Raw genomic sequence first — 22,441 nt, forward strand, 5'->3', positions numbered from 1 at the left:
CAACCGCTCGTTTCCTGCAATCTGAGCGGGCATTTTTTCGCAGCCGCGAGCATCGGTCCTAGGCGGGCTGGCCGGCCGCCACGCCGACCCGGCGGCCCGACACGCACAGCACGGCCGCGACGACGAGCGCGCCGCCCGCCAGCATCAACGAAGGATCGAAGGATCCCGTGCGGGCCAGGATCAAGGCCGCGATCAGCGGCCCGACGATCTGGCCGACGCCATAGGATGCCGTCATGATCGCCAGCATGTTGAAGCGAACCTTCCCCGCGACGCGGCGCGCGGCGGGCATGGCGATGGTGACGGTGCCCATGAACGTGCCGCCGACCAGAAGCGCGCTAGCGATATAGGCCGACGGCAGGTGAAGCACCGGCAGGATCACGCCGGCGGCCTGCACCAGCAGATTGACGAGAAGGGCGCGGCTGGTTCCCCAGCGGACATGCAGCGCATGCCAGAGGAAGCACGAAGGCACCGCGCCGAGGCCGAACACCGCCCAGATATGGACGGGATCGACCGATCCGAGCGCGGTCTGCACCAGAAGCGGCAGATAGGTCGCCGTGATGATGTAGCCGAACCCGGCGAGCCCGTAGACGACGATGAGCCGCGCCGGCCCGAAGGCTATGTCGCGCGCCTGCGCCCCGGCGTGGCCCCGCTCGGCCGGAGCCGGCTTCGTCCGGTCGGTCCGCGCCTGCATGGCCAGCGCGACGACGGCGAGCCCGAGCCCGACGAGCCCCAGCAGCAACCAGATCGCCCGGCTGGAGAGCGTGGCGAAATGGCCGAGCGCGATGATCTCGGCGGAGAGGAAGATGCCGATGCCGACGCCCGAGAAAAGGGCCGGCGCGCCGTGATGATGCTGGCGATCATGGATCAGCCAGTGCGAGGCGGCCACCAGCGCGATGGCGCTCGCCACCCCGGCGAAGCCGCGCACCGCGATGACAGCGCCTTCCGGCAGCGGCAGCCACAGCAGCCCGAGCGCCGCGACGGTGGCGCCGACGGCAATCGAGCACTGTCTTCGCGCCGAAATTCCGGTGAGGAAGCTGACGAGCAGCGCGCCAATCAGATAGCCGGCATAGTTGGCGGAAGCGGCATAGGAGCCGCCGCCGACCGAGATCTGCCCGTCGGCGACCATCTGCGGGTAGAGGCCGGTGAAGGCGAAGCGGCCGAAGCCCATGCCGATCACCAGCACGATGGCGGCGGCGACGGCCGCCATCCGTTCAGCCTGCCGCATGATCGCCGCCCTCGAGGTTGGAGAAAGCCGCCAGCGTGTCGCGGAGCGCAAGGAAGGCCGGCGTCGCGAAGCCGGGCCGGCAGGCGAGATAGGTATCGACCGTCATCAGGGCCTTTTCCTCGACCGGCGCGACCGGCCGCAGCAGCTCGACGACGCTGCGGGGCATGACGCTGAAGCAGGATCCGGCGGCCGTGCAGGCGAACATCGCGTGGTAGGACCGCACTTCCTGCAGGGCGAAGCGGCCCTTCAGCGTGCCGAGGCCGGACAGCCACTCCTCCGCCAGCATCCGGTAGGTGCAGCCCGGCGCGAAGGCGGCGAGCGCCCGGGGCTGGATGTCGCCGGGGCGCTCGACGCCCGGGTGGCCTGGCGGCAAGAGCAGGACGAGCTCCTCCCGGAACACCGCCACCTTGTCGAGCTCGTCCGGACCGAGCCACCACTCGCCCTCCGGCACGGCGATCAGCGCGGCATCGAGCCGATGCGCCAGCAGCCCCTCGATCAGTTGGCGCGTCGGCGCCGTCGAGAGCTCGATCGTAACCTCCGGCCATTGCCGGTTATAGCGGGCGAGCGGAACCGGCAGGCGGCTGGCGACGGTGCATTCCATCGAGCCGAGGCGCAAAGTGCCCGCCGGGCCGCCGGGATTGACGACCTGTTGCGCCTCGTCGGCGAGGTTCAGGATGCGCTCGACATAATCGAGATAGGCCTCGCCCTCGGGCGTCAGCGCCATGCGCTTCCTATCGCGCTGGAACAGCGGCACGCCGATCTCGGCCTCCAGCTGCTGGATGCGGGTCGTGACGTTGGACGGGACGCGGCCAAGCCGCTCGGCCGCGCGGGAAACGCTCTGCTCCCGCGCCACGGCCCGAAATATCGCCAGCGCTGCGAGGTCCATCGATAGTCTCCAGGCAAGAACCAGACGCCGCATATATTCTTCAAAAGAGAATACTTGTCAATCGACATTCCCGAATTGAGAACGGGGCGCGACGCTCGCGACATCCAGAAAAACGATCGCTGACAATCGAAGCCTCGAATGATTTGATCGGCTCGAGGAACACGCGCTTCGGCGGGCAAGAAGAACGATTCAAGAGGAACGATTGATGACCATCGAGAGCTATTTCGACGGCGGGGAGGAGCTCGTGCGCCGGGTTCGCGCCCTCCCCGCCGCGCGATCCCTGATCGCCATCGCGGGTCCGCCGGGCGCCGGAAAGTCGTTTCTGGCGGAAGCGCTGGTGAAGGCCATCAACGCGAAAACGCCGGGCGAAGCCGCGCTGGTGCCGATGGACGGCTTTCACTTCGACGATGCGGTCTTGAACCAATGGGGCCTGCGCGCCCGCAAGGGGGCGTCGAACACCTTCGATGTCGCCGGCCTCAAATCCCTGCTGCGCCGGCTCGCGGACAATCACGAGCCCTTCGTCGCGGCGCCGGTGTTCGACCGCTCGCTGGAGATTGCCCGCGCCGGGGCGGCGATCATTCCCAGCTCGGCGCGCTACATCATCGTCGAGGGCAACTATCTGCTGCTGCAGAGCGAGCCCTGGTCGGAACTGGCGCCGCTGTTCGATTTCTCCGTGATGATCCGGGAAAGCCGGGAGCTGCTGGAGCAGCGCCTGATTGAGCGCTGGCGATCGCTCGGTCTCGACGACGAGCAGATCCGCGCCAAGGTGTTCGACAACGACCTGCCGAACGGCGATCTCATCCTGAGCGAGAGCCGGCCGGCCGACTTCATCCTGCGCGCCAGGGAACAGCCGCAGACGGCCTGACCCTCATCGCCGGGGAGATCGCCGGCCCTCGTCAGAGAGCCCGCTTCTTCGGTCCGGACGGCGCGAAATCCGGTTCGATTGCAGATCCGGCCTGCCCTCGAAGAAGGCAGGCCGCATTTTCCGAGACGCACGGCCGCAGCGAGCGACCCTGCGGGGGAGCTAAGGGCCATTCGTCCTGCGGGGCTGCTGCAAATCCTTGGACGGATCATCCAGCGACGTGAGGAAAGCCTGAATGGCGAGCAGGACGATGGTCGCGCTGACCGCCCCAGCCACGAACGCTACCACGTACCCCACCCGCGCCTCCTGCCCCCGATCTTGCAAGCGCGAGTATAGGGTCGTTCCCACTCAAAACCAAAGGTAGTTCCTTCGGTTCGATCCCCGCCGAAGGGGCGCGCAGCTCGCCCAATCAGCGGCGATAGACGGCGGGGCCCGCGATTCCAACCACCAGCAGGCCGACGGCGATGGCGACGAAGCCGGCTCCGATGCTCAGGTGCTGGGCAACGAAGCCGATCGCCGCCGGTCCGAGCAGGATGCCGGCATAGCCGAGCGTCGTGATCGCCGCGACGGCCAGGCTCGCCGGCATGCTGGTCTGCCTGCCGGCGGCGGTGAAGAGAACCGGCACGATGTTGGAGGCGCCGAGCCCGACGAGCAGGAAGCCGGCCAACGCGATGGTCGCGCTGGGGGCGAAGACCGCGATCAGGAACCCGGCCGCGCTCAGTATGCCGCCCGCGACCAGAATCACCGTGCCGCCGACCGCCCGGACGATCCGGTCTCCGGTCAGCCTTCCAAGCGTCATCGCGACCGCGAACATCGTGTAGCCGAATCCGGCATGGCTGGGTTCGACGGACTGGCTCGAGATCAGGAACAGCGCGCTCCAGTCAAGGACGGCGCCTTCGGCCAGGAAGACGATGAAGCAGAGCGCGCCGATGAAGATGACGATGCCGCGCGGCAGCACAAACAGCGGCGTGCCGGCAGCTTCCCGGTTGCCATAGGGAAGAAGACCCGAATAGGCCGAGATCACCAGGATGATCAGCAGGGCGCCGATCATCAAGGTGACCGAGAGCGGCGCCAGGCCCGTGCCGAGAAGGAGGCTGACGCCGCCCGCTCCCAGCATCCCGCCGAGGCTGAACAGGCCGTGAAAGCCCGACATCATGTGCCGGCCGCTATCCTTCTCGACCATCACGGCCTGGATGTTCATGGCGACGTCGAAGGTGCCGATGCTCGCGCCGAACAGGATGAGCGCGATGGCGAGCGACAGGACGGAGCTGGACAGGACCAGCCAGGGGATCACAAGCGCAAAGACCAGCGCCGAGAGCACCAGAATGGTGCGGCAGCCGAGCCGGCTCGCCAGCGCGCCCGTGATCGGCATGGCGACGATCGATCCGAGCCCGAGGCAGAGCAGCAATATTCCGAGCGCGGCGTCGTCGACGCCGAGGCGCGCCTTGGCGAAGGGCACCAGCGGCGCCCAGGATGCGAGGCCGAGGCCGGCCACGAGGAACACGGCCCGGGTGGCGAACTGCTCCCGCCTGCCGGAAAGCGGATGGGCGTGCGGAAGTGTCGAGGTTTGAGCCGTCATAACAAAGGGCCTTTGGTCGGGGGACTATCGAAGCGGGTGACGTCTCGCCATGGCGGCGAGACCGAGGACGGCCAGAGCCGCGAAGACGGCCGGGATATAGAAGACGCTAGGAAGGCCGAAGGCGGCGACGCCGATGCTTCCCGCGACACCTCCGACGGCGGAACTGAGCGCGCTCGAGCTCATGAAGATGGCGGAAGCGGTCGCGACCGCGCCCGGCAGGAGACGCTGGGCGACGAGGATGCCGAGCACGGCAAACAGGCCCCAGACGCCGCCCATGAGGATCTGGCCGGCGAACATTCCGGCGACCGATGGCCAGCCGGCAAAGCAGAGGTTCGCCGCCACGCAGAGCGCCGCCGCGAAGGCCATGAGTTTGAGAGGGCCGAACCGTCGTCCGAGCACAACGCTGAACGGCATGATGATCAGCTCGATCAGAGGCTGGACGCCGATGATGGCGCCCCGGACGCCCGGCGCGATCCGCAGATGTTCTTCCATATAGAGCAGCAGAAAACCGTACTTGATGGCCTCGCCGGCATAGACCAGGACGAAGAGCGCGGTGAAGGCGAGAAGCGGCAGCATCGCGCCGAAGCGCGCAACGCTGGCCGCCTCGGGGTCGGCCGCCGTTTTGGGGCGGGAGGGCGCGGAAACCTTGAGCCGCCCCAGCGGCACGATCTGCGCCAGGAAGCAGATCGCCGTTGCCCAGAACAGCGCCCTGAGGCTGGTCTCGGACGCGAACCAGGCGCCCAGCGCCGGGCCGATGACCCAGCCGGCCGTCAGCGCCATCCGAATGATCGCCACGACGTCGTCGTTCGCCTTGCCCGGATTCCGGACGAGTTCATCGTGAACGGCGGCGAATATCTGCGACGCCGCCGCGCCGGAGAAGGCGAGGATGACCGCCCCGATGGCAAACGGGATCCAGGCTTGCGTCGACACCGCGAAGCCGGCCCACCCGACGAAGCCGGCGATCGCGCACAATCGGAACAGCCCGAGCCGGCCTCCCGTCCGATCGGAATAGCTGCCGACGAGGTAGCCGGCGATCGGCGCCGTCAGGCTGGTCAGATAATAGAGCCCGGCCATCGGCAGCGACGTGCCGAGTTCCCGGACCAGGAACAGGACGATCTGCGGCGCGGCGGCGGATGTGCCCAGCCCCGAAAGGAACATGGCGAGGGTCGCGCCGCGATAGAGCGGCGACGACCAGAGCTCCTGGAGTGGCGAAATGCGCCGGGAAGCGGTGAGGGTCACGAACGTGCCTTGAGCTGGGTTAAACGGTCAGTTCGATCCGGACGCCGTCGGGTCCGCTGACGACCGCCTCGTAGTGGCCGTCGCCGGTGCGACGCGGGCCTTCGAGGAGCAGGCCGAGGGCGGCGAAGCGCTCGGCGGCCGCGTCGACGGCGCCGGTCGCACCCATGGACAGGGCGACATGGGTCCAGCCGAGATGGTGGTCCGGGCCGGGCTCGAGGCCGGGTCTCGCCATCAGCTCGATCCGGAAGCTCTGGCCGAAATAGGCGAACCGCGACGCGAAGCCCGGCTGGCGCTTGCTGTCATAGCGGGGACCGACGATGGCGTTGAAATGGCGCTCCCAGAAATCGGCGGCCGCGTCCAGGTCGGACACCCAGACCGCGATGTGGTGAAGGCTAGGCGTCATGCGCTTCGCCCTCCCCCGCCGTGCCGTCCGGATAGACGCCACAGCGGCTCCATTCCGCCGGACGGATAGGCGTATCCCTTCTCGCATCCGAGGACGCCGATGTAGAAACCCATGCCCTTGCGGAGATCGTCGACCCGGAAGGCGACATGATCAAAGCCTGCCAGGCTGAACGGAAAATCGGAATGAGTGCGCATCGCGTTTATCTTCAATAGTTCACGGCGAATTCTGGAACGGCGCTCCGCCGGAGGGGACCTGCCAGGGACACCCCGTCGAGCCAGCGACGACGCCATCCTTGCAGAACGTGCATAAATGCGCAACAACGTGTTTAAACAAGGAATGTTACGGATGTTCACGGACGAGCGGCATGAACGAATTCGGCAGGAACTTGCAGAGAATGGAAGGGTTCTCGCCGCCGAGCTGGCGGGCCAATTCGGCGTGTCCGAGGACACCATTCGCCGCGACCTGCGCGAGATGGCGAAGGCCGGCCTGTGCCGCCGGGTGTATGGCGGCGCGCTGGCCGTTTCGCCGGCCCCCGATGGTGGACCCTTGGGAGAGCGCTTGCTGGCAGGCCGGGACTCGAAGGCGAGGCTCGGACATGTCGCAGCCGGCCTGGTGAAAGAGGCCCAGACGATCTTCATCGACGCAGGCTCGACGAATGTCGCCATCGCGCGCGCCCTGCCCCTCGACCGGAAATTCACGGTCATCACGAATTCCCCGGCCATTGCCGTGGCGCTCGCGGGACATGGCAATTGCACGACGATCCTGCTCGGCGGGGTGTTCAACCCGGACAAGGGCGCCTGTCTCGGCGCTCAGACGCTGCGCGAGGTGCAGCAGGTTTATGCCGATTTGCTGATCCTGGGCAGCTGCGGCCTGTCCCCCCTCGTCGGCGTGACGGCGCTGGATTGGGACGAAGCCCAGATCAAGCGTGCCATGGTGCAGCAGAGCCGCGACGTCCTGCTGGCGGCCACCAATGACAAGCTCGATACGGTCGCGCCCTTCCGCATTTGCGAGATCAACGACATCGGCCAGCTGATCCTCGAGGGAGATGCTTCGCCGGCTACGATCCGCGCGTTGAGGGAGATGGGGCCGACCGTGCATCAGGCCGACGAAGGCGCGGACTGAGCCCTTCTGTGCCATGCCCGGGCGGGACGTCTCCCTGCCCGGACATCGCGGCTCAGCTTGTCATTTGACGATCTGAACCTTGGAGGCCGTCATCTTGCCGGCCGTGGTCGCGTAGGTGACTTTGACCTTCTCGCCGGCCTTCAGCGTCTCGGCCTCGACGCCCTCGGAGAGGACGAAGGTCTTGCCGTCCGACAGCGTGATCGAATCCGTCTTCGGGTTGACGGACTTGATCGTTCCCTGCGTTTCGGCGGCGGCGGCCGGGCCGGCGAGACCGGCCGTGACGAGCACGGCGCCGAGCAGAATGTGCATCTTCATCATGGTTCTCCGTTGCATTGGCCCCCTGCCCTGACAGCCGTCTCCATCCGGATCCGGCCGATTGGCTCTGTCTTCAAGGTGCGGATCCGAGCTCCGTCGTTGAGAGTTGCGTCGCCCGCCGCGTCATCCACGTCGCGGCGACGAGGGTGGCCGCCGCCGCGACAGCGAGGACGGCCAGCAGGTATCCGAAAGGGATGGTCAGCGCCTCGGGCGGCGGGTCGAACACGCCGTTCAGCAGCCGGACCAGCACATAGGCGACGAGCCAGCCGGTGATCCCGCCGAAGAAGGCGCCGCCGGCCAGGATCAGCCCCGCCTCGCTCCAGACGAAGGCGGCGATATGCTTCGGCCTGGCGCCCAGTGCCGATAGGATGGCGAAGGCGCGTTGCCGGTCGGCGAGGCCGAGCGCGAAGACGAGGCCCGACGAGGCGACCACCATGACGAGGGCGAAGCCGAGTTCCAGCGTCGTCAGACCGGAGAGGTCGACGGCGGTCAGGCTCGAGCCGATCGTCTCGACGGCCTGATCGATCGTGGTGACCCTGACGCCCGGCGTCCCCGCCGCGATGGCCCCGGCATCGCCAGCGAGCTGGCGCACCGAGCCCTTGGCGCGCAGGAGCACGGTTTCGCTGTCGGGGAGGCCGGTCTTCTCGGCAACATAGGCGGCGTTCGCGACGAGGAAGGAATCCTTCGGCGCCGTCGGGAATTCGCGCACCACGCCGACAATGTGGAACGGCACCGCATGATAGCCGCCACCCGATCGCGTCTGCAGGCGGAGGTTGATCGGGTCGCCGCGCGCGAGCTGGTAGTCGTTGATCGTCTCCTGCGCCACGAGGACGCCGTCCGGCGTGCGCGCGAGTTCGGCGAGCGTCGCGCGCGCATCGCCGCTGGCAAAGAACGCGTCGTCGATGGCGGTTGCCTGGCCGATCGTCGCGGGGTCGATGCCGTAGAGGTCCTGCAGATCGGCGCCGACATAGGCATAGCGATGCTGCATCGGCACGATCGCGTCGGCGGAGGCGAGCCCGGCCAGCGGCGACAACAGCCGCGACGCCGGCGAGGCCGGTGTCCCGCTCAGGGTCACGTCCGAGCCGTTGGTAAGCTCGGCATCGACGCGGGCCTGGGCGGCGTAGGTCGCGTTGAAGATGGCGGTCGAACCGGCGAAGGCGAAGGCAAGCGCGGCCAAGGCTATGCCGGCCGTCAGCCGCCGGCTCTGGCGGGCGAATGTGGCGGCGACGACGCCCGACAATCGCCCTGCGACGGGCCGGACGAGCGTCGAGACCAGGGCGCGGCCGCGGGTCAGCAACAGGCGACTGAGGCGGATCGCCAGCAGGCCGAGGCCGAGCCAGAGCAGCAGCGGCGTCAGGAAGGCGGTATAGTCGACGGCGATGGCGGCGACGCCCTCCGGCGCCAGCACGACCTGGTAGCCGCCGGCGGCCGACCGCCAGTAGCTCAGCGCGGCCAGCGCGACCAGCACGAGATCCAGATGCAGGCGGAGCCAGAGCGGCCCGCGATCGACACCGACCGCCCGCTGCGCCTCGGCCACGGTCTGGCCCTGCGCGTTCCGCCATGCCGGCCAGAGGATGGCGACAAGGGCCAGGGCGAGGCCGCAGGCGATCGCCAGACCGATCGACGGCAGATCGGCCGACGCGGCGAGGCTTCGCCCGAGCCCGATCCGCATGGCGATCCCGGCGATGACGATACCGGCCACGGCGCCGGCGAGGCCGGTTGCGATCGCCTCGGTCGCGGCGAGGCCGGTGATCCGGGCGACCGAGGCGCCGCGCAGCCGCAGCAGCGCCTGATCGCGCCGCCGCGTCTCGGCTCCGGCCGTCGCGACGGCGAAGGTCAGCAGCGCCGCCAGCGCGGCCCCGGGCGCGCCGAGGAAGAGGAACAGGACGCGGGCGTAGAGCGCGTCCTCGCGGACGGCGTCGAGGCGGCTGGCCAAATTGTTGGCGAGCAGCGCCGTGCCGGCAAGGCTGGCCTCGAGATGGTGGCCCTGATTGGTTGCCTCCAGGCTGGCCGCGACGGGATCCGTCGGTAGCCGGCCGTGGTCGAGGCCGACGTGGAATTGCCGGTGCACCGTATCGGGCCGCACCGCCGCCTGCGGATCGAAGGCAGCGGTCCACGCGGCCATCGGCAGGATCAGCACATTGTCGGGCGGTGCGACGGGCGCGGCGCCGGCGGTGGCGCCGATCGCCTGGAACAGCGCGTCGGCATTGAGCAGTTCGACGACGCCGCCGACCACGGCCTGGGTGTCGGGGACGCCGATGCGATGGATGGTGACGGTATCGCCGAGGCCGACATGCAGATTGGCGGCCGTCTGCTGCGCGACCAGCGCGCCGTTCGGGCTGCCGAGCAAGAGCCGCGCCTGACCGGGGAAACGGGCGAAATAATCGGGGCCGACGCCGAGCACCTTGCCGGCTCCCGTCGCCTGCACGCCCTCCGGGGTCGAGGCTTCGAACCCGGCGACGTCGGCATAGAGGACCGTTTCGAGCACCGTCACGCTGCCGGATTGCCGGATCGCGATCGCCGCGCTCTCGGCGTCGAAGCCGCCAAGGGCCAATACCTGCCAGTCGACCGGCACCGAGGCGGCGGCGCGCGCCGTCATCGTCGCCGTGCTGGCGCGAAGGAAGGCGCCGAGCGCCGCGATCAGCGCGACGGTGAGCGCGATTCCGGCGATGGCGCCCAACAGCCGCCAGCCACGGGCCCGGACCAGGCCGGAGAACCAGAGCCGCTGCATGATCAGCCCTCCCGTCCGTCCGGAACAAGGCGGCCATGATCGAGCTGCCAGACCCGGTCCATCCGCGCCATGACAGCGGGATCGTGGGTCGCCAGGACCAGCGCCGTATCGGACCCATCCAGGAAGGCGAGCAGATGGTCGAGAAGCAGCGTGGCACTGACGTGGTCGAGCTGTCCCGTCGGTTCGTCCGCGAGCAGCAACCGGGGCGCCGTCACCATGGCGCGCGCCATGGCGACACGCTGCGCCTGCCCGCCCGAGAGCTCCTCCGGCAGGCGATCCGCCAACGCCGCGAGATCCAGCGTCGCGAGCATCCGCATCGCGGCGGCGGTGCCATCGTCGCCATCCTCGCCAAGCAGGATCGGCAGCGCGACGTTCTCGGCGCTGGTCAGCGCCGGCATCAGGCTGGCCGACTGGAACACGACGCCGATCTGGCGCGTGCGTAATTGATCCTTCGAGCCGAGGCCGGGCCAGTCCAGCGCGCCGCTGGTCGGCTCGTCCAGTCCGGCGATCAGGTGCAGCAGCGTGGTCTTGCCGCTGCCGGACGGACCGACGACGGCGATCCGGTCGCGCGGCCGGATCGTGAACGAGAGCGGCGCCAGCGCCGCGACCTCGCCATCACCACGCCGGAACGATCGCGCGATCTGCCTGGCCTCCACGAGCACGTCGCCGCTAGCGCTGCACATGGACGATCCGCCCGTCGGACAGGGGGAGGATGCGATCGGCGCGGCGCGAGACCGCCTCGCTATGGGTCGCAACCAACACTGCCGTGCCGCCGGCGCAGAGATCGGAGAGACGGCGCAGCACGAGGCGCTCGGTCTCGGCGTCGACCTGACCCGTCGGCTCGTCACAGAGCAGGATCTCCGCCTGCTGCGCCATCGCGACGGCGAGGCCGGCCCGCGCCGCCTCGCCGCCGGAAAGCTCGCGAGGCAGGGCGTCGGCGAGCGTTGCGAGCCCGAGCCCGTCCAGAATGGCGTCCGCCCCGGCCGATGGCCGGTCTGACAGGCCGCATTGCAGACGCATCTGGTCGCGCAGCCTCAGGTGATCGAACAAATTGCCTGTCTGCATGAGCACGCCGATATGCCGGGCCCGGATGCGGGCGCGCTCGGCCTCCGGCCGGCGGGTGATGCGCTGGCCGAGCACGTCGACGGTGCCGCCATCCGGGTCGTCCAGCCCGGCGAGGCAGGCGAGCAAGGTCGACTTGCCGCTGCCGGACGGCCCCCGGAGCGCCACGAACTCCCCGGCCGAAAGGACGAGATCGACGCCACGCAGCGCCGCCACCTCGTCGTCGCCACGATGGAAGAAGCGATAGAGCTCATGGGCGACGAGCACGTTCATGTCACGGCCAGCGGAGCGAATTCGAGATCAGCTGCCACTGATCGGCATTGTCGGCCCCGGCCGGCGCGGCCAGGTCGAGCGTGATCGTCTTGCCCTGGTTGAAGAAGACGAAGCGTTCATGCTCGAGCCGGACCTGCTTGCCGGTGACGGCGTTCGGCTCGGAATTGGCGAGATAGGCGATGCGCAGCGCCGGTCCGCCCTTGAGCCGGACGTCCTGCATCTTGCCCAGCTTGACCGCGTGGCCGCTCTTCTCCAGCGCCGCGACCTCGTCCGCCCTGGCGCTGGCGGCCTTCGGAGCCGCGGCGGCCGTGCCGACGATCATCTCGATCTGATCATATTTGTCGAAGAAGCGGGTGCCGTTCGGGATCTCCACCCGCGACCAGCCCTCCGGCACCTTGACCTTGAATCCGGCCGGCGCCTGGTAGTCGATGAAGACCTGGTCGTCGGGAATGTCGCCGGGCGGGTTCCGCTCCGGCGCCACCAGCTTTTCCTGGGCGATGGCGAGCCCGCCCGGCGCGCCGCCAAGGCTGGCGACGGCGACAAGGAGAACCAGGGCACCGCCCCTGAACCTGCTCTTCATGATCCCCTCCCGGAGAAGCCTGTTTTCCGATTGGCGGATCGTCCGACATCAAACTGGCCGGGACCTGACGGGCCGCTTACGGATCCGACAGGTTCAAGGCGAGATCCGGCCTGACGGGAGCGGCCGGCCGCCTGGGGCAGCCAGCCGCGACGCCGGCATCGGGGACTTGCGGCACTAGTCGCCGCGGTCAATCAGCGCCGCCCGGTCGTCCTGCTTCGCCGTCATGAAGACGACGATGGCGGAGATGCAGAGCAGAAAGATCGTGCTGGTCAGGATCGTGCCCATGCCGAGCCCGCCATATTCGAGCGGCTGCGACAGCAGATCGCCGAAAGACGCGCCGAGCGGGCGGGTCAGGATATAGGCGAGCCAGAAGGCCAGAACGCCATCGATGTTGAAGAGGTAGTAGGCCAGCGCGATGGCGCCGATGACGCCGCCGAAGATCAGCCCCGTCGTCAGGTAGCCGAGGTCGAAATACTCGGCCACCAGATCGCCCGCCGCCGTGCCGAGAGCGAAGGTGAACAGGATCGCCAGCCAGTAGAACAGCTCGCGCCGCGTGGTGAAGACGGTGTGGATCGACAGCGTCCGTTCCGAGGCATACCAGAGGCCGAAGGTGGCGAGCAGCAGGCCGCTGAACAGGACGGTCGAAATCGTCAGCGGCACGCCGAAATTGTCGGTGAGATTGTCGGTCACCAGCGTGCCGACGATGCTGATCAGGACGACGGCGAGCCAGTAGGCCCAGGGCACGTAACGCTTCTGGGCGAATTGCGCGACGAGGGCGACGACCAGGATCGCCGCCATCAGCAGCGAGGTCGCCGTCAGGCCGAGCCCCATGTTGACGGCCAGATAATCCGCCGCCGTTTCGCCCATGGTGACGGCCATCAGCTTGATCAGCCAGAAATCAACGGTGACGTCGGGAACACGGTTGGCGGGCGAGCCGTCCGCCGCGCTCGGCGATGAGAAGGACATGTTTCGCATCCTTGCTTCAGGGCTTGATTGGGAGGGCCGCTATTTGCCGAGGATCGCCATGCCCTGCTTGAAGAAGGCATCGGCGCGCTTGTCGTCGTCGGCGTTGCAGCGTTCGACCCCCTTGGCCTCGAGCTCGTCGAGCTTGGCCTGATCGGCCGCCGAGAGCGTCACGCCGGCCTTGGCCGCGCGAAGCTGCGCCAGCATGTCCTCGCAGGGCACCGCGGCGGCGGCGCTGGCGAGCGGCGCGGCGAGCAATGCGGCGCCGAACACGATTGCGGCCAGCATCAGGCTCGCATAAAGGCGGCCGAGCGACGCATTGTCGGCACCGCGGGTCTGGTTCTCGTCGATTGCGGGCATGGCAGGATCCCTTTCGACCGGCTGTCGGGCCGGCTTTGCCGGGAGTCTGCTGACGGTCGTCCGCTCCCGGTGGAACCGGGATAGCCGAGCCCCCATACCCCGACCTGACGGGCTCCATACGGATCGGTATGAAAGCGAAATCAGGCGGTCCGGCGCGGCGGCAGGTTGGGGAACTCGATGGTGACGCAGAGGCCCGGCTGGTTGTCGGAGAGCACCAGCCTGGCGCCATGCAGGTCCGCCACCGCCTTCACCAGGCTGAGGCCGAGGCCGGAACCCGGCGTCGTCCGGCTCTTTTCCAGGCGATAGAGCCGGCGCAGCACGTTGGCCCGTTCGCTTTCGGGGATGCCCGGCCCGTCATCGGTGACGCACAGCGTCGTTGCGGCATCCGTCGCCGCCACGCGAAGGCCGATGCGCGTGCCAGCAGGACCGTGGATCATCGCGTTCTCGACCAGATTGGCGCACATCTGCAAAAGCAGCTGCCGGTCGCCGGAAATGGCGTGAGAAACGTCCCCGGCCTCGAAATGCAGCGTGCGGCCGCTTTCTCCCGCCACCTCGACATAAGCCTCGGCGATCGCAGCCGCGACGTCGCCGAGCCGGACCGGGGCAAAACGGGCCTTGCGCGCGCCGGCCTCGATCTGGGCAATCCGCAGCAGGGCGTCGAAGGTGGCATTGATCCGGTCGCTTTCGGCGTCGGCTTCTTCCAGTTCCGCCGCGACGGGTTCGCCCGCCTCCTGCTTGCCGAGTGCTGCCCGGATCGTCAGCTTCAGCCGGTTCAGCGGCGTCTTCAGATCATGCGCGATATCGGCCGCGACCTGCCTCATGCCCTCGAACAGGCCGGACAGACGGTCGAGCGTGTCGTTGATGCGGACGGAGAGCACGTCAACGTCGTCGCCATTGCCGATGAGCGGAATGCGCGCGCCGAGTTCGCCCTCGGAGATCCGGGCCATCGTGCCGGCGATCGCGTCCATGCGCCGTTGCAGGCGCCGCGCCAGGATCCAGCCGCCGGCGACCGCGACGAGCAGCGCGACCAGGGTCGCCCACATGAAGGTGACGGCGGTGATCGCGCCGACGGTCTCGATCTCGGCGTAGCTCTTGCCGACGACGAGGCGGTAGCCGCTGCCGATATCGCCGGCGAGCAGCCGGTAGCGGGCGGCGCCATCGAGGCCAAGATCGCTTCCCGCCGCCGTCGACCAGCCGAGCGGCACCGCCCTTTGCGCGATATTGCCGACGAGCCGGGCCCCGCCCCTTCCCGTCAGCAGGAAGATCTGATCGGCCGCGCGCGCCACCGCGACATGGTTCTGCACCAGGCCGATCAGATCCTCGATATCGTTGTCGCCATAGGAGGCGGCGAGGACGGCATAGGTTTCGCCGACATCCCGGTCGAGCTTGGCCACCAGGTTTTGCCGCACCGCCTGCACGGCGACGAGGCTGGCGACGACGAAGGCGACGAGAAACAGGGCGGAGAAGATGACGGCCAGTCGGAACGGCGTGCTGCGGAGCAGCCTAGCGCGGCGCATGGATGCTGTAGCCGATGTTTCGGATCGTCTGCAGCAGCGGCACGTCGAAGGGCTTGTCGATCTTGGCGCGCAGCCGGCTGATATGCGTTTCCACGACGCTGGTCTTCGGGTCGAAGTGGAAGTCCCAGACCCGCTCCAGCAGCATCGTGCGGGTCACGACCCGTCCCTCGTTGCGCATCAGCACCTCCAGCAGCGTGAATTCGCGCGGCTGCAGGTCGATCCGCTGTCCGGAGCGGGTGGCGGTCCGCTTGATCAGGTCCAGTTCCAGATCGGCCGTCCGGAGCACCGTCTTGTGTTCCTGGACCGGCGGGCGGCGCAGCAGCGCGTTGACCCGCGCCATCAGTTCCGAGAAGGCGAACGGCTTGACGAGGTAGTCGTCGGCGCCTGCCTCCAGCCCCTCGACGCGGTCATCGACCCCGCCCATCGCGGTGAGGAATATGGCGGGCGACTTCACCCCGGCGGCGCGAATGGCCTTCAAAAGCGACAGGCCGTCGAGCCCGGGCAGCATCCGGTCGATGACCAGCACGTCATAGGGTTCGTTGGCCGCGAGCGTCAGCGCATCCAGTCCCTGCGCCACCGCATCGCAGACATGACCGGCCTCGGTGAAACCCTTCACGAGATAGTCCGACGTCCGGGCGTCATCCTCGATCACCAGCAGTTTCATGCCCGGTCCTCCGTCATGGCCGCGAGAACAGGCACAGGCAGGCCCCGAGATGGGATCACGTCCGCAACTCCCTCTCCAGCATATGGGACCGAATACCGCCGAGGCCCCTGTCGCTCAACATACGCTTTCGTAAGGCGCGCGGCATGAATGCGACACCGGCAGATGACCTCGTCTGAGTTCTCTTGATAAACGTGGTACGCAAAGCAGAATACGCACGCCGGAGCTCCGATGGCCGCCTTTATCGTCGATATGGACAAGGTCCGGACCTTTGCCGGCCCTGAGGACTTCTACGACTGGCTGAGCAGGAACCATGCTTCCGAGACGGAAGTGTGGGTCCGGCTGCACAAGAAGGATTCCGGGATACCCTCGATCACGGCCAAGGAGGCGGTAGACGTCGTCCTGTGTTGGGGCTGGATCGACGCCATCCGCAAGGGTCTGGACCAGACGAGCTTCCTCCAGCGCTACACCCCGCGCGGCAAGAAGAGCGTCTGGAGCCAGGTCAATGTCGACAATGTCGGACGGCTGGTCGACGAAGGCCGCATGACCGAACACGGCCTGAAACACGTCGAAGCCGCCAAGGCGGATGGCCGATGGAACAAGGCCTACCGCATCAGCGGCGCCGAGATCCCTGCCGATCTGCTGGCGGCGATCGAGGCCGACCCGCTGGCAAAGGCAACGTTCGACGGTCTCAGCGCGCAAAACCGCTTCGCGCTGATCTTCCGGCTGAACAATCTGAAGACCGAGGCCGGCCGCCAGAAACGCATCGCCGCCTTCGTCGACATGCTCCGACGCGGCGAGGCGATACACCCGCAGAAGAAATAGGCCGGGCCGCCATTGGCCTCGCCAGCCTCGCGATCGGCCATTGCCAAAGGCGTTTCGCCGCTTCCGCGTGAACATCTGCCCCATCGCGGACAAAAGCCCGGCGAGTGACGCCATCGACGGTGCCGGCCGCATCACCAATCTTAGGGATCAGAGCGCGCGGATGGATATGCTGAAGCCGTTTCCGGCTGGGGCGGAACGCTGTGGGCAACGAGCTTTCCGCGCGCCAGTACGACAACGCCGACTATAGTCGAAGCCAGCACGAGCCAGATCATTCGATCGAATTGGTCGCCCTCGACCAAACGGCCTGAGACGGCTGGCGCCAGTGACGAAATCAGTGTCGACCACCCCATGATGGCCGCGGCGAGCCCACCGGTGCCGTCCACCTTCATCGCGAGGGCCGTGAGGAATGGCCCCACGAAGACAAAGAAGAAAAACATGACAACGAGGCTGGAAATGTAGACCGCTGGCGTCGTTGAAAGCGTGAGCATCGCACACCCTCCGCCGAAGCAAAGTATGCCCGCCACAGCCAGCGTCCGCTCACGCCCGGGCTTGGCGAGAGCCAGCGCGGCGACCCCGGCCGCGAGTCCCGCGAGAAGCGTAAATCCGAGGGCCTCCCCCACCTGGCTGACGGTTAGCCCGGACTTGACGCCAATTCTTTCAACAAAAGGCCAAACCGCCCCGCCGGCAAACAGATAGGCAACCGTGCCGATTGCGAGCGGGGACCGTCCTACCGTGGAGAGCCGCAACGGCGGCCCCGTTTCGTTCCGGCGCTCAGGCAGGGCCGTCGCAATGACGGCGCAGCCGATGGAGATCGCCGCGCTGAACCAGAAAAGCCAGCGAAAGCCGCCTTCCTGGGTCACGTTTCCGCCCACCACGACGACGCCCACGCCGACCAACGTGACGACGACGGTTACGAGCGCTGACATGCGGTCCACGCGCGCCGCGGTAGCGAGGGCGGCAAAGCCCGCCAGGGCGACAAGCCCTGTGCTGGCGCCCACAAACAGGCGCCAGAAACAGATTGTCGCGAAGCTATCGCTCATGCCTGACGCAACATTGCCGATGATGGCCCCGGTCAGACCGAAAACGCCAAGGGTCCTGGTCCCGAACCGGCGCGGAAGGCGCGGAAAGCAAACGAGAACGATCGAGAAGATCAACGGCTCGATCGTGCCTACAACTCCGGCTTGGGAGCTCGAGAGCTTCAAGCCATCCATCAGCGCGCCTGTCTGCAGCGGGCCGAGGTTGATCGGCAGGGCCAGAAAGATGTTGATGCCGATAAGGCCGACAAGGAGCCAGATTTCGTCGAATTTCTGCCTCTTGGAACTGCGGCTCGCCATGACTCTCCTTGGTCTGCCACCCATCCGATGGCCCGTTCCTGTCGTGTGGGTTTGGCTGTGGCCGATTGGGCGGCGTCAGGGGCCGAGATGGCGCAGTCAGCCGAGCCATGCGCGCGGCGACGGATGCCGCGAGGTTGGCTTCACGCGTCGATGGCGATCCCGCGTTCTCTCGCCCCCGTCTACTCTGTCCCGCGTTGAGCGACCTGGGATCTCGCGACGGCGTGTTCAGGCACCTTGTCGGTCCAGGCCGGCGGAAGACCCAACTCGCCGCCGACCAACCCTGGGAGGCCGGGTGCGCGGCCGAATGCCTCGCAGGCTGCATATTTGGATTGGCCTCCGAGTCCCGACCGAACCCGGTGCAGTGGCGGAAGCGAGGGGCCACCTCCGAAGGGTGACTTCCCGATCAGCAGAATCTTGCTGAAATCATTGCCAAAAGATGCCGCCAAGCTATAGGCATCCCCCACACGAGAGACGCGTGCCTTATTGGCGAAAGAGTTCGCGCCCCGCGCCCAGACTATGCCTGCCTTCTGGGTGCCGTCCTTTCCAATAGCCTCGGCCTCGACGGACAGCCCTCCCAGTCCGATTGGAAGTCTCGGAACGCCAACGGGGAGAACAACGGAACTTCCCAAAGAGGCGACGGTCGAAAGGGCGGCGGCACCGGCATCTGTCGGAATGACGTTGGTTACGACCGCATGCACTGTGAGATCGGCCGGCTGATTTTCTGCAACGATCTCGAATCGGTCGCTTAGACGTACGCACATCGCCCGGTCCAGCGTGTTGGTCACGAGGGCGCGGTCTTCGGCTTTGGCTATCGACTGAGTTGCCCTGGCCGAAAATGTCGTAGGCACAATCCTGACCGTTTTCGCGGACAATACGGCGGCACTATCGACGTGGATGTTTGCCTGCGTCACGTGCCCGTGGGTCGGAACAAGCTTGTCGTACGACGACAAGGAGCCAGCCTGCCACAATGGCGCTTTTGCGCAGCCTGTGAGGATGGCCAACAGAAGTATTGCCGTGGCAGATCGATATATTGCCTGTTTCGACGCGGGCCCTGCGATGTCTCTACCAATCGATTTGGCATTGTCGCCGTTGCTATTCATAGCCACGCCTTTTCCATTGAGATCAATACACGCTTCGAATGGATGGAATGATCAGCATCTATACTGATTGATATTGTCGAAGGCAGATGATCTACGGCAAAGCCTGGCGACCTTTCGGCCGCGACTGCAACGGGAGTCGAGAATACAACGGCATTGATCATGAAAAATGCCGGTCGCAATACGCAGGTTGCGACATAGAGTATTATTTCTGGACTTCGTGCTGTCATCTTCATGGGGTAGCCTCGTGTATTCGCAAGGAAACTGCCCGAAAACTCGAGCCAGGGCGCGATTGAGCACCAGCAAATACATCAAGGCGTCAGAATATTGCTGATCTTCATGGCAAGGCTCATGTCTCCCTGGACTTTCAGCCTTCCACTCGTGAACGCCCGTCTCGGATCGAGCGCACCCGTCAGTATTTCGACAAAGTCATTGTCGGTCATCGAGACGGTGCACTGACACGGGCCATCCCCTTCTCGCACTCCAGCGCTGGCCTCTTTGAAATCGACTATCCAGCTACCGCCTGTAGGGCCGGATAGATCAAACCGGTATGTGGCGTTCAGCGTCTTCTGGATGCTGCTGTTCTTGGTCTTCTGGGCCAGGCGCGTCTCGAACAGGCCTTTCGGGGTTGGAACATCCAGCTGTCGCGGGGCGTCGCTACGGGCTCGATCCCGAGCCGCCGTGAAATGCTCCAGAACATGGGAAAGCGCGTCCTCCGCGACGGCTCCCCGCAATCCGTCTGAAGCGCCCTGCGCCGCTTCCTCGGCGCGCGGAAACATCGTGGTTTCGTACTCGGCGACGGCCTGGCGCCAGTCGCCATGGCGGATCAGGGCCATGGCAAGATCGGATGCGTCTGCCATGGCCCCATTTGCGCCTTCGCCCCCGAAGGGTGACATCAGATGCGCCGCGTCGCCCAGCAACGTAACGCCAGGCCTGTTGGACCAGCTATGACCGATCGGCATCGCGTAAAGCGGGCGCACGGCTAGTAACGTTCCCGTCGCGATCAGATTGAGAAACTTGGGGGCGAAGTCGGCGAACAGTTTCGCCAGCTCGATCTTGGCCTCGGCCGGCCGTGTTGTGTCGAGAACTACGGCGCTTTCCGGTGCGCGGAAGGCTGCATAGATGCGAATATGCGCATTGTCATTGCGCTGGCCGGCCAACAGTCGCGCACGCCCTTTTGCAAACATCTTGCCGTGGCCGACAAGCGCACCGATCGCGCGATTCGCCCCGTCAACGTCATCGATGCCGAGTTCGGCGACCATGACGCCTTCGTAGAAGGGCTCGGCGTCGGAAAGCAGCGGGCGAACACGCGACCAGGCTCCGTCAGCGCCGACCACGAGGTCGAATGCCTCGCCAGGGGTTCCGTTGGCCATGACGGCATAGCGACCATCATCAAGCGGCCTGACCGTCCGAACCTTCTGGTTCCAGCGAACGGTCCCCGCAGACAGGGCATCCAGCAGCAACTGCCGGAGCTGCGTCCGATCAATTTCGGGCCGATTGCCGTGAGGATTCGAATCCTCGAAAAGCAGCTCGCCGTTGGGATGATAGACTTTTCCGCCCTGATCACCGTAGCGAGCCAATTGCAGGAACTCGCACTCCAGGTCGGCGAGACGCAGGGCGTGCTGTCCGGTATGCGGGTGCATGTCCAACGACCCGCCCTGCGGCCTGGCAAGCGGATGGGCATCTGCCTCGAAAACCGTAGCCGGAATGTCATGCAGGGCAAGAATTCGCGCCAGCGTCAGGCCACCCGGGCCCCCGCCAATGATCGCAATGCTAGGTGGTTGCGACATGGTCGCCTCCTGTGATACCTGAATACATAGGAGACTATATATAAAAATAGGATCCAATGTAAATAATTAAATAGGAGCCAATGCAAATGTCCGAACAGGCGGAAAACTGGAATGCCGGGGTGATGCCCGCTATGCTGGTTTCCACAGCCGGGAGATTGCTCGCTCGGCTCGCTGACACTCGATTGCGCAAAATCGGCATCAGCATCAGTCACTTCCCTGTGCTGGCCGCCTTGAAGGACGGGAAAGCCCTCTCGCAAAAGGAACTCGCCCGGATCGCGGGGGTGGAGCAGCCCAGCATGGCCCAGCTTCTCTCGCGGATGGAGCGGGATGATCTGATCCGCAGAGAGCCGGATCCGAAGGATGGAAGAAGCAGCCTCGTAAGTTTGACAGACAGCGCGATCGGCAAAAGGGGACCGGCGCGTGAGATCCTGGCAATGGGAAACGGAGAGGCGGTGGCCGGCTTCAACCAGGAGGAAATCGACACGTTCGTCGAATTGCTCCAACGCGTGATCGTCAACGTAAACGATGCAAGCAAATCGGCGAGTGCAAACGAAGAAGCGGCCGATTCCTTCGCAAAGTAGGATGATGGCTCGCCCGCCATAGGCAGCGATCGGCTTGGCGTCGGGCCTGCCGGTGCTCATCGATACGTTGAGGGCGATCGACGGGCGTCGCGCCAGGGCTGCAGCTTCGCAGCTGGCTCGGACGCGACATGAAAAGGCACCTCGGATCGGGCGCCTTGCCGCAAGTCGATGATATCGTTGGGAATTGTTGGTAGCGGAGGAGGGACTTGAACCCCCGACACGCGGATTATGATTCCGCTGCTCTAACCAGCTGAGCTACTCCGCCCCAGGGCCGGCGCTTGCGCCGGCTGGAATGGCCCGCTTATAGGGAGCGCGGCCGAGGGCTGTCAAGCTTCGACAGCGCTTCACACACGCTCAAACACAAGCAGTGTGAAAAACCCGATCGGACCGACCCGGCGGCGATCGATCAGGCGCAGGTCCGAACGGCCGAGAATGCGGCCGATGTCGAAATCCATGTGCCAGCCGAGCGAGGCGGAAAGCGGCGCCAGCTTCTCGCCGAGCCAGCCGCGCCAGCCCTTCTGCTCCGGAAAGTGGCTGACCAGCACGACGGCGCCGCCCGGCCGGGTGACGCGGGCGAGCTCCGCCATCACCGCCTTCGGATCCGGCACCACGGTCAGCACGAACATGGCGACGGAGGTGTCGAAGCTCTCGTCCGCCATCGGCATCTCGCCGGCGTCGGCGACTTCCAGCGCCTCGACATTGGCGAGACCGTCCGCCGTCACCCGCTCGCGCGCGATGTCGAGCATTTCGGGCGACAGGTCGATGCCGGTGATGCGGTGGTCGGGGTGATAATGCGGCAGCGAGATGCCGGTGCCGACGCCGCATTCGAGGATGCGACCGGAGGGCAGCTCGTTGACGAAGGATACCGCGGCGCGACGGCCCGAATCGAAGACATAGCCGAACACCCGATCATAGATCGGCGCCCAGCGGGCATAGGTGCTGCGGACCGCTTCCTCGTCGATCCGCGCCGTGCGCTTGCGGTTGTCGGCGAACGACTTCCACTTCCGCGCGACGTCCTCAAAAAATTCCGGCATTG

Annotated in this window: 22 protein-coding genes and 1 tRNA gene; 4 read left to right on the forward strand and 19 right to left on the reverse strand. The window is 66.4% G+C overall.

All coding sequences use genetic code 11. The features are described 5' to 3' along the window. Window positions 1-58: 58 nt before the first annotated feature. Both K32_RS17240 and K32_RS17245 read right to left on the reverse strand, forming a co-directional pair. A complete protein-coding gene (locus tag K32_RS17240) occupies window positions 59-1,225 on the reverse strand; it encodes a YbfB/YjiJ family MFS transporter (protein ID WP_201400702.1) in 1,167 nt (388 codons plus the stop codon). Then, window positions 1,212-2,111, reverse strand: coding sequence for a LysR family transcriptional regulator (locus K32_RS17245; RefSeq protein ID WP_201400703.1), 900 nt, complete (start codon window positions 2,109-2,111; stop codon window positions 1,212-1,214). Before K32_RS17245 ends, K32_RS17240 begins: the two co-directional genes overlap by 14 nt. Window positions 2,112-2,316: 205 nt before the next feature. Between K32_RS17245 and K32_RS17250 the strand changes: the two genes are divergently transcribed. After that, window positions 2,317-2,976, forward strand: coding sequence for a nucleoside triphosphate hydrolase (locus K32_RS17250; protein ID WP_201400704.1), 660 nt, complete (start codon window positions 2,317-2,319; stop codon window positions 2,974-2,976). 406 nt (window positions 2,977-3,382) lie between these two features. Here the strand turns inward: K32_RS17250 and K32_RS17255 are convergent, their stop codons facing one another. Genes K32_RS17255 through K32_RS17265 form a run of 3 tightly spaced genes read right to left on the reverse strand, consistent with a single transcriptional unit; the run spans window position 3,383 to window position 6,194 of the window. Further along, window positions 3,383-4,552, reverse strand: coding sequence for an MFS transporter (locus K32_RS17255; RefSeq protein ID WP_201400705.1), 1,170 nt, complete (start codon window positions 4,550-4,552; stop codon window positions 3,383-3,385). 24 nt (window positions 4,553-4,576) lie between these two features. Further along, window positions 4,577-5,791, reverse strand: coding sequence for an MFS transporter (locus K32_RS17260; RefSeq protein ID WP_244669569.1), 1,215 nt, complete (start codon window positions 5,789-5,791; stop codon window positions 4,577-4,579). Window positions 5,792-5,810: 19 nt separating this feature from the next. Further along, window positions 5,811-6,194, reverse strand: a complete 384-nt coding sequence (locus tag K32_RS17265) for a VOC family protein (protein WP_201400706.1) — start codon at window positions 6,192-6,194, stop codon at window positions 5,811-5,813. 345 nt (window positions 6,195-6,539) lie between these two features. On the opposite strand from K32_RS17265, the gene K32_RS17270 reads away from it, so the two are divergent. Next, window positions 6,540-7,316, forward strand: a complete 777-nt coding sequence (locus K32_RS17270) for a DeoR/GlpR family DNA-binding transcription regulator (RefSeq protein WP_244669571.1) — start codon at window positions 6,540-6,542, stop codon at window positions 7,314-7,316. Window positions 7,317-7,376: 60 nt separating this feature from the next. Here the strand turns inward: K32_RS17270 and K32_RS17275 are convergent, their stop codons facing one another. From K32_RS17275 to K32_RS17315, 9 genes are all read right to left on the reverse strand, one after another. Next, entirely contained in the window at window positions 7,377-7,631 is a 255-nt protein-coding gene (locus tag K32_RS17275; protein WP_201400708.1) for a DUF1344 domain-containing protein, read from the reverse strand. Window positions 7,632-7,704: 73 nt separating this feature from the next. Further along, window positions 7,705-10,362: an ABC transporter permease gene (locus tag K32_RS17280; RefSeq protein ID WP_201400709.1), complete on the reverse strand. Its 2,658-nt coding sequence runs from the start codon at window positions 10,360-10,362 to the stop codon at window positions 7,705-7,707. A gap of 2 nt (window positions 10,363-10,364) precedes the next feature. Next, a complete protein-coding gene (locus K32_RS17285; RefSeq protein WP_201400710.1) occupies window positions 10,365-11,045 on the reverse strand; it encodes an ABC transporter ATP-binding protein in 681 nt (226 codons plus the stop codon). After that, complete coding sequence (locus K32_RS17290; protein WP_201400711.1) at window positions 11,032-11,697, reverse strand: ABC transporter ATP-binding protein; 666 nt, start codon at window positions 11,695-11,697, stop codon at window positions 11,032-11,034. Before K32_RS17290 ends, K32_RS17285 begins: the two co-directional genes overlap by 14 nt. Window position 11,698: 1 nt before the next feature. Next, the gene (locus K32_RS17295; RefSeq protein ID WP_201400712.1) at window positions 11,699-12,277 is read right to left on the reverse strand and encodes a hypothetical protein; all 579 of its coding nucleotides are present in this window, start codon (window positions 12,275-12,277) and stop codon (window positions 11,699-11,701) included. 174 nt (window positions 12,278-12,451) lie between these two features. Then, entirely contained in the window at window positions 12,452-13,252 is an 801-nt protein-coding gene (locus K32_RS17300) for a hypothetical protein (RefSeq protein WP_244669573.1), read from the reverse strand. Between the two features lie 30 nt (window positions 13,253-13,282). After that, entirely contained in the window at window positions 13,283-13,600 is a 318-nt protein-coding gene (locus K32_RS17305) for a hypothetical protein (RefSeq protein ID WP_371812703.1), read from the reverse strand. A gap of 140 nt (window positions 13,601-13,740) precedes the next feature. Next, window positions 13,741-15,117 (reverse strand): HAMP domain-containing sensor histidine kinase, encoded by a 1,377-nt coding sequence (locus K32_RS17310; RefSeq protein ID WP_201400714.1) that lies wholly within the window; start codon window positions 15,115-15,117, stop codon window positions 13,741-13,743. Continuing rightward, on the reverse strand, window positions 15,104-15,781 hold the full coding sequence (locus tag K32_RS17315; protein WP_201400715.1) for a winged helix-turn-helix domain-containing protein: 678 nt from the start codon (window positions 15,779-15,781) through the stop codon (window positions 15,104-15,106). The genes K32_RS17310 and K32_RS17315 overlap by 14 nt, the downstream gene beginning before the upstream one ends. 228 nt (window positions 15,782-16,009) lie before the next feature. Here K32_RS17315 and K32_RS17320 point away from each other — a divergent pair, with 228 nt between their 5' ends. Beyond that, window positions 16,010-16,603 carry a YdeI family protein gene (locus K32_RS17320; RefSeq protein ID WP_201400716.1) on the forward strand — a complete coding sequence of 198 codons (594 nt, stop codon included), beginning with the start codon at window positions 16,010-16,012 and terminating at the stop codon, window positions 16,601-16,603. A gap of 140 nt (window positions 16,604-16,743) precedes the next feature. Here K32_RS17320 and K32_RS17325 read toward each other — a convergent pair whose 3' ends face one another. The 3 genes from K32_RS17325 to K32_RS17335 form a co-directional block, all read right to left on the reverse strand. Then, window positions 16,744-17,937, reverse strand: coding sequence for an MFS transporter (locus K32_RS17325; protein ID WP_201400717.1), 1,194 nt, complete (start codon window positions 17,935-17,937; stop codon window positions 16,744-16,746). Window positions 17,938-18,116: 179 nt separating this feature from the next. Continuing rightward, the gene (locus tag K32_RS17330; RefSeq protein WP_201400718.1) at window positions 18,117-19,037 is read right to left on the reverse strand and encodes a DUF3313 domain-containing protein; all 921 of its coding nucleotides are present in this window, start codon (window positions 19,035-19,037) and stop codon (window positions 18,117-18,119) included. Window positions 19,038-19,345: 308 nt separating this feature from the next. Next, the gene (locus K32_RS17335; RefSeq protein WP_201400719.1) at window positions 19,346-20,824 is read right to left on the reverse strand and encodes an SCP2 sterol-binding domain-containing protein; all 1,479 of its coding nucleotides are present in this window, start codon (window positions 20,822-20,824) and stop codon (window positions 19,346-19,348) included. Window positions 20,825-20,910: 86 nt separating this feature from the next. On the opposite strand from K32_RS17335, the gene K32_RS17340 reads away from it, so the two are divergent. Further along, entirely contained in the window at window positions 20,911-21,405 is a 495-nt protein-coding gene (locus tag K32_RS17340) for a MarR family winged helix-turn-helix transcriptional regulator (protein WP_244669574.1), read from the forward strand. Between the two features lie 188 nt (window positions 21,406-21,593). On the opposite strand, the gene K32_RS17345 is transcribed toward K32_RS17340, so the two are convergent. Together K32_RS17345 and K32_RS17350 are read right to left on the reverse strand one after the other, a co-directional pair. Continuing rightward, window positions 21,594-21,670: transfer RNA gene (locus tag K32_RS17345), tRNA-Met, on the reverse strand. Window positions 21,671-21,749: 79 nt separating this feature from the next. Continuing rightward, window positions 21,750-22,439 carry a class I SAM-dependent methyltransferase gene (locus K32_RS17350; protein ID WP_201400720.1) on the reverse strand — a complete coding sequence of 230 codons (690 nt, stop codon included), beginning with the start codon at window positions 22,437-22,439 and terminating at the stop codon, window positions 21,750-21,752. Between the last annotated feature and the right edge of the window lie 2 nt (window positions 22,440-22,441).

Origin of the sequence: Kaistia sp. 32K, from assembly GCF_016629525.1 — a bacterium.
In the GTDB taxonomy this organism is placed as follows: Bacteria; Pseudomonadota; Alphaproteobacteria; order Rhizobiales; family Kaistiaceae; genus Kaistia.

What these genes read in the sequence shown, in the direction of transcription:
- K32_RS17275 (WP_201400708.1), bottom strand. Translation starts at nt 7,631, where the DNA reads ATGAAGATGCACATTCTGCTCGGCGCCGTGCTCGTCACGGCCGGTCTC.
- K32_RS17310 (WP_201400714.1), bottom strand. Translation starts at nt 15,117, where the DNA reads ATGCGCCGCGCTAGGCTGCTCCGCAGCACGCCGTTCCGACTGGCCGTC.
- K32_RS17270 (WP_244669571.1), top strand. Translation starts at nt 6,540, where the DNA reads ATGTTCACGGACGAGCGGCATGAACGAATTCGGCAGGAACTTGCAGAG.
- K32_RS17265 (WP_201400706.1), bottom strand. Translation starts at nt 6,194, where the DNA reads ATGACGCCTAGCCTTCACCACATCGCGGTCTGGGTGTCCGACCTGGAC.
- K32_RS17325 (WP_201400717.1), bottom strand. Translation starts at nt 17,937, where the DNA reads ATGGCGAGCCGCAGTTCCAAGAGGCAGAAATTCGACGAAATCTGGCTC.
- K32_RS17250 (WP_201400704.1), top strand. Translation starts at nt 2,317, where the DNA reads ATGACCATCGAGAGCTATTTCGACGGCGGGGAGGAGCTCGTGCGCCGG.
- K32_RS17350 (WP_201400720.1), bottom strand. Translation starts at nt 22,439, where the DNA reads ATGCCGGAATTTTTTGAGGACGTCGCGCGGAAGTGGAAGTCGTTCGCC.
- K32_RS17315 (WP_201400715.1), bottom strand. Translation starts at nt 15,781, where the DNA reads ATGAAACTGCTGGTGATCGAGGATGACGCCCGGACGTCGGACTATCTC.
- K32_RS17305 (WP_371812703.1), bottom strand. Translation starts at nt 13,600, where the DNA reads ATGCCCGCAATCGACGAGAACCAGACCCGCGGTGCCGACAATGCGTCG.
- K32_RS17255 (WP_201400705.1), bottom strand. Translation starts at nt 4,552, where the DNA reads ATGACGGCTCAAACCTCGACACTTCCGCACGCCCATCCGCTTTCCGGC.
- K32_RS17330 (WP_201400718.1), bottom strand. Translation starts at nt 19,037, where the DNA reads ATGAATAGCAACGGCGACAATGCCAAATCGATTGGTAGAGACATCGCA.
- K32_RS17300 (WP_244669573.1), bottom strand. Translation starts at nt 13,252, where the DNA reads ATGCGAAACATGTCCTTCTCATCGCCGAGCGCGGCGGACGGCTCGCCC.
- K32_RS17335 (WP_201400719.1), bottom strand. Translation starts at nt 20,824, where the DNA reads ATGTCGCAACCACCTAGCATTGCGATCATTGGCGGGGGCCCGGGTGGC.
- K32_RS17290 (WP_201400711.1), bottom strand. Translation starts at nt 11,697, where the DNA reads ATGAACGTGCTCGTCGCCCATGAGCTCTATCGCTTCTTCCATCGTGGC.
- K32_RS17295 (WP_201400712.1), bottom strand. Translation starts at nt 12,277, where the DNA reads ATGAAGAGCAGGTTCAGGGGCGGTGCCCTGGTTCTCCTTGTCGCCGTC.
- K32_RS17240 (WP_201400702.1), bottom strand. Translation starts at nt 1,225, where the DNA reads ATGCGGCAGGCTGAACGGATGGCGGCCGTCGCCGCCGCCATCGTGCTG.
- K32_RS17245 (WP_201400703.1), bottom strand. Translation starts at nt 2,111, where the DNA reads ATGGACCTCGCAGCGCTGGCGATATTTCGGGCCGTGGCGCGGGAGCAG.
- K32_RS17340 (WP_244669574.1), top strand. Translation starts at nt 20,911, where the DNA reads ATGTCCGAACAGGCGGAAAACTGGAATGCCGGGGTGATGCCCGCTATG.
- K32_RS17320 (WP_201400716.1), top strand. Translation starts at nt 16,010, where the DNA reads ATGGCCGCCTTTATCGTCGATATGGACAAGGTCCGGACCTTTGCCGGC.
- K32_RS17280 (WP_201400709.1), bottom strand. Translation starts at nt 10,362, where the DNA reads ATGCAGCGGCTCTGGTTCTCCGGCCTGGTCCGGGCCCGTGGCTGGCGG.
- K32_RS17285 (WP_201400710.1), bottom strand. Translation starts at nt 11,045, where the DNA reads ATGTGCAGCGCTAGCGGCGACGTGCTCGTGGAGGCCAGGCAGATCGCG.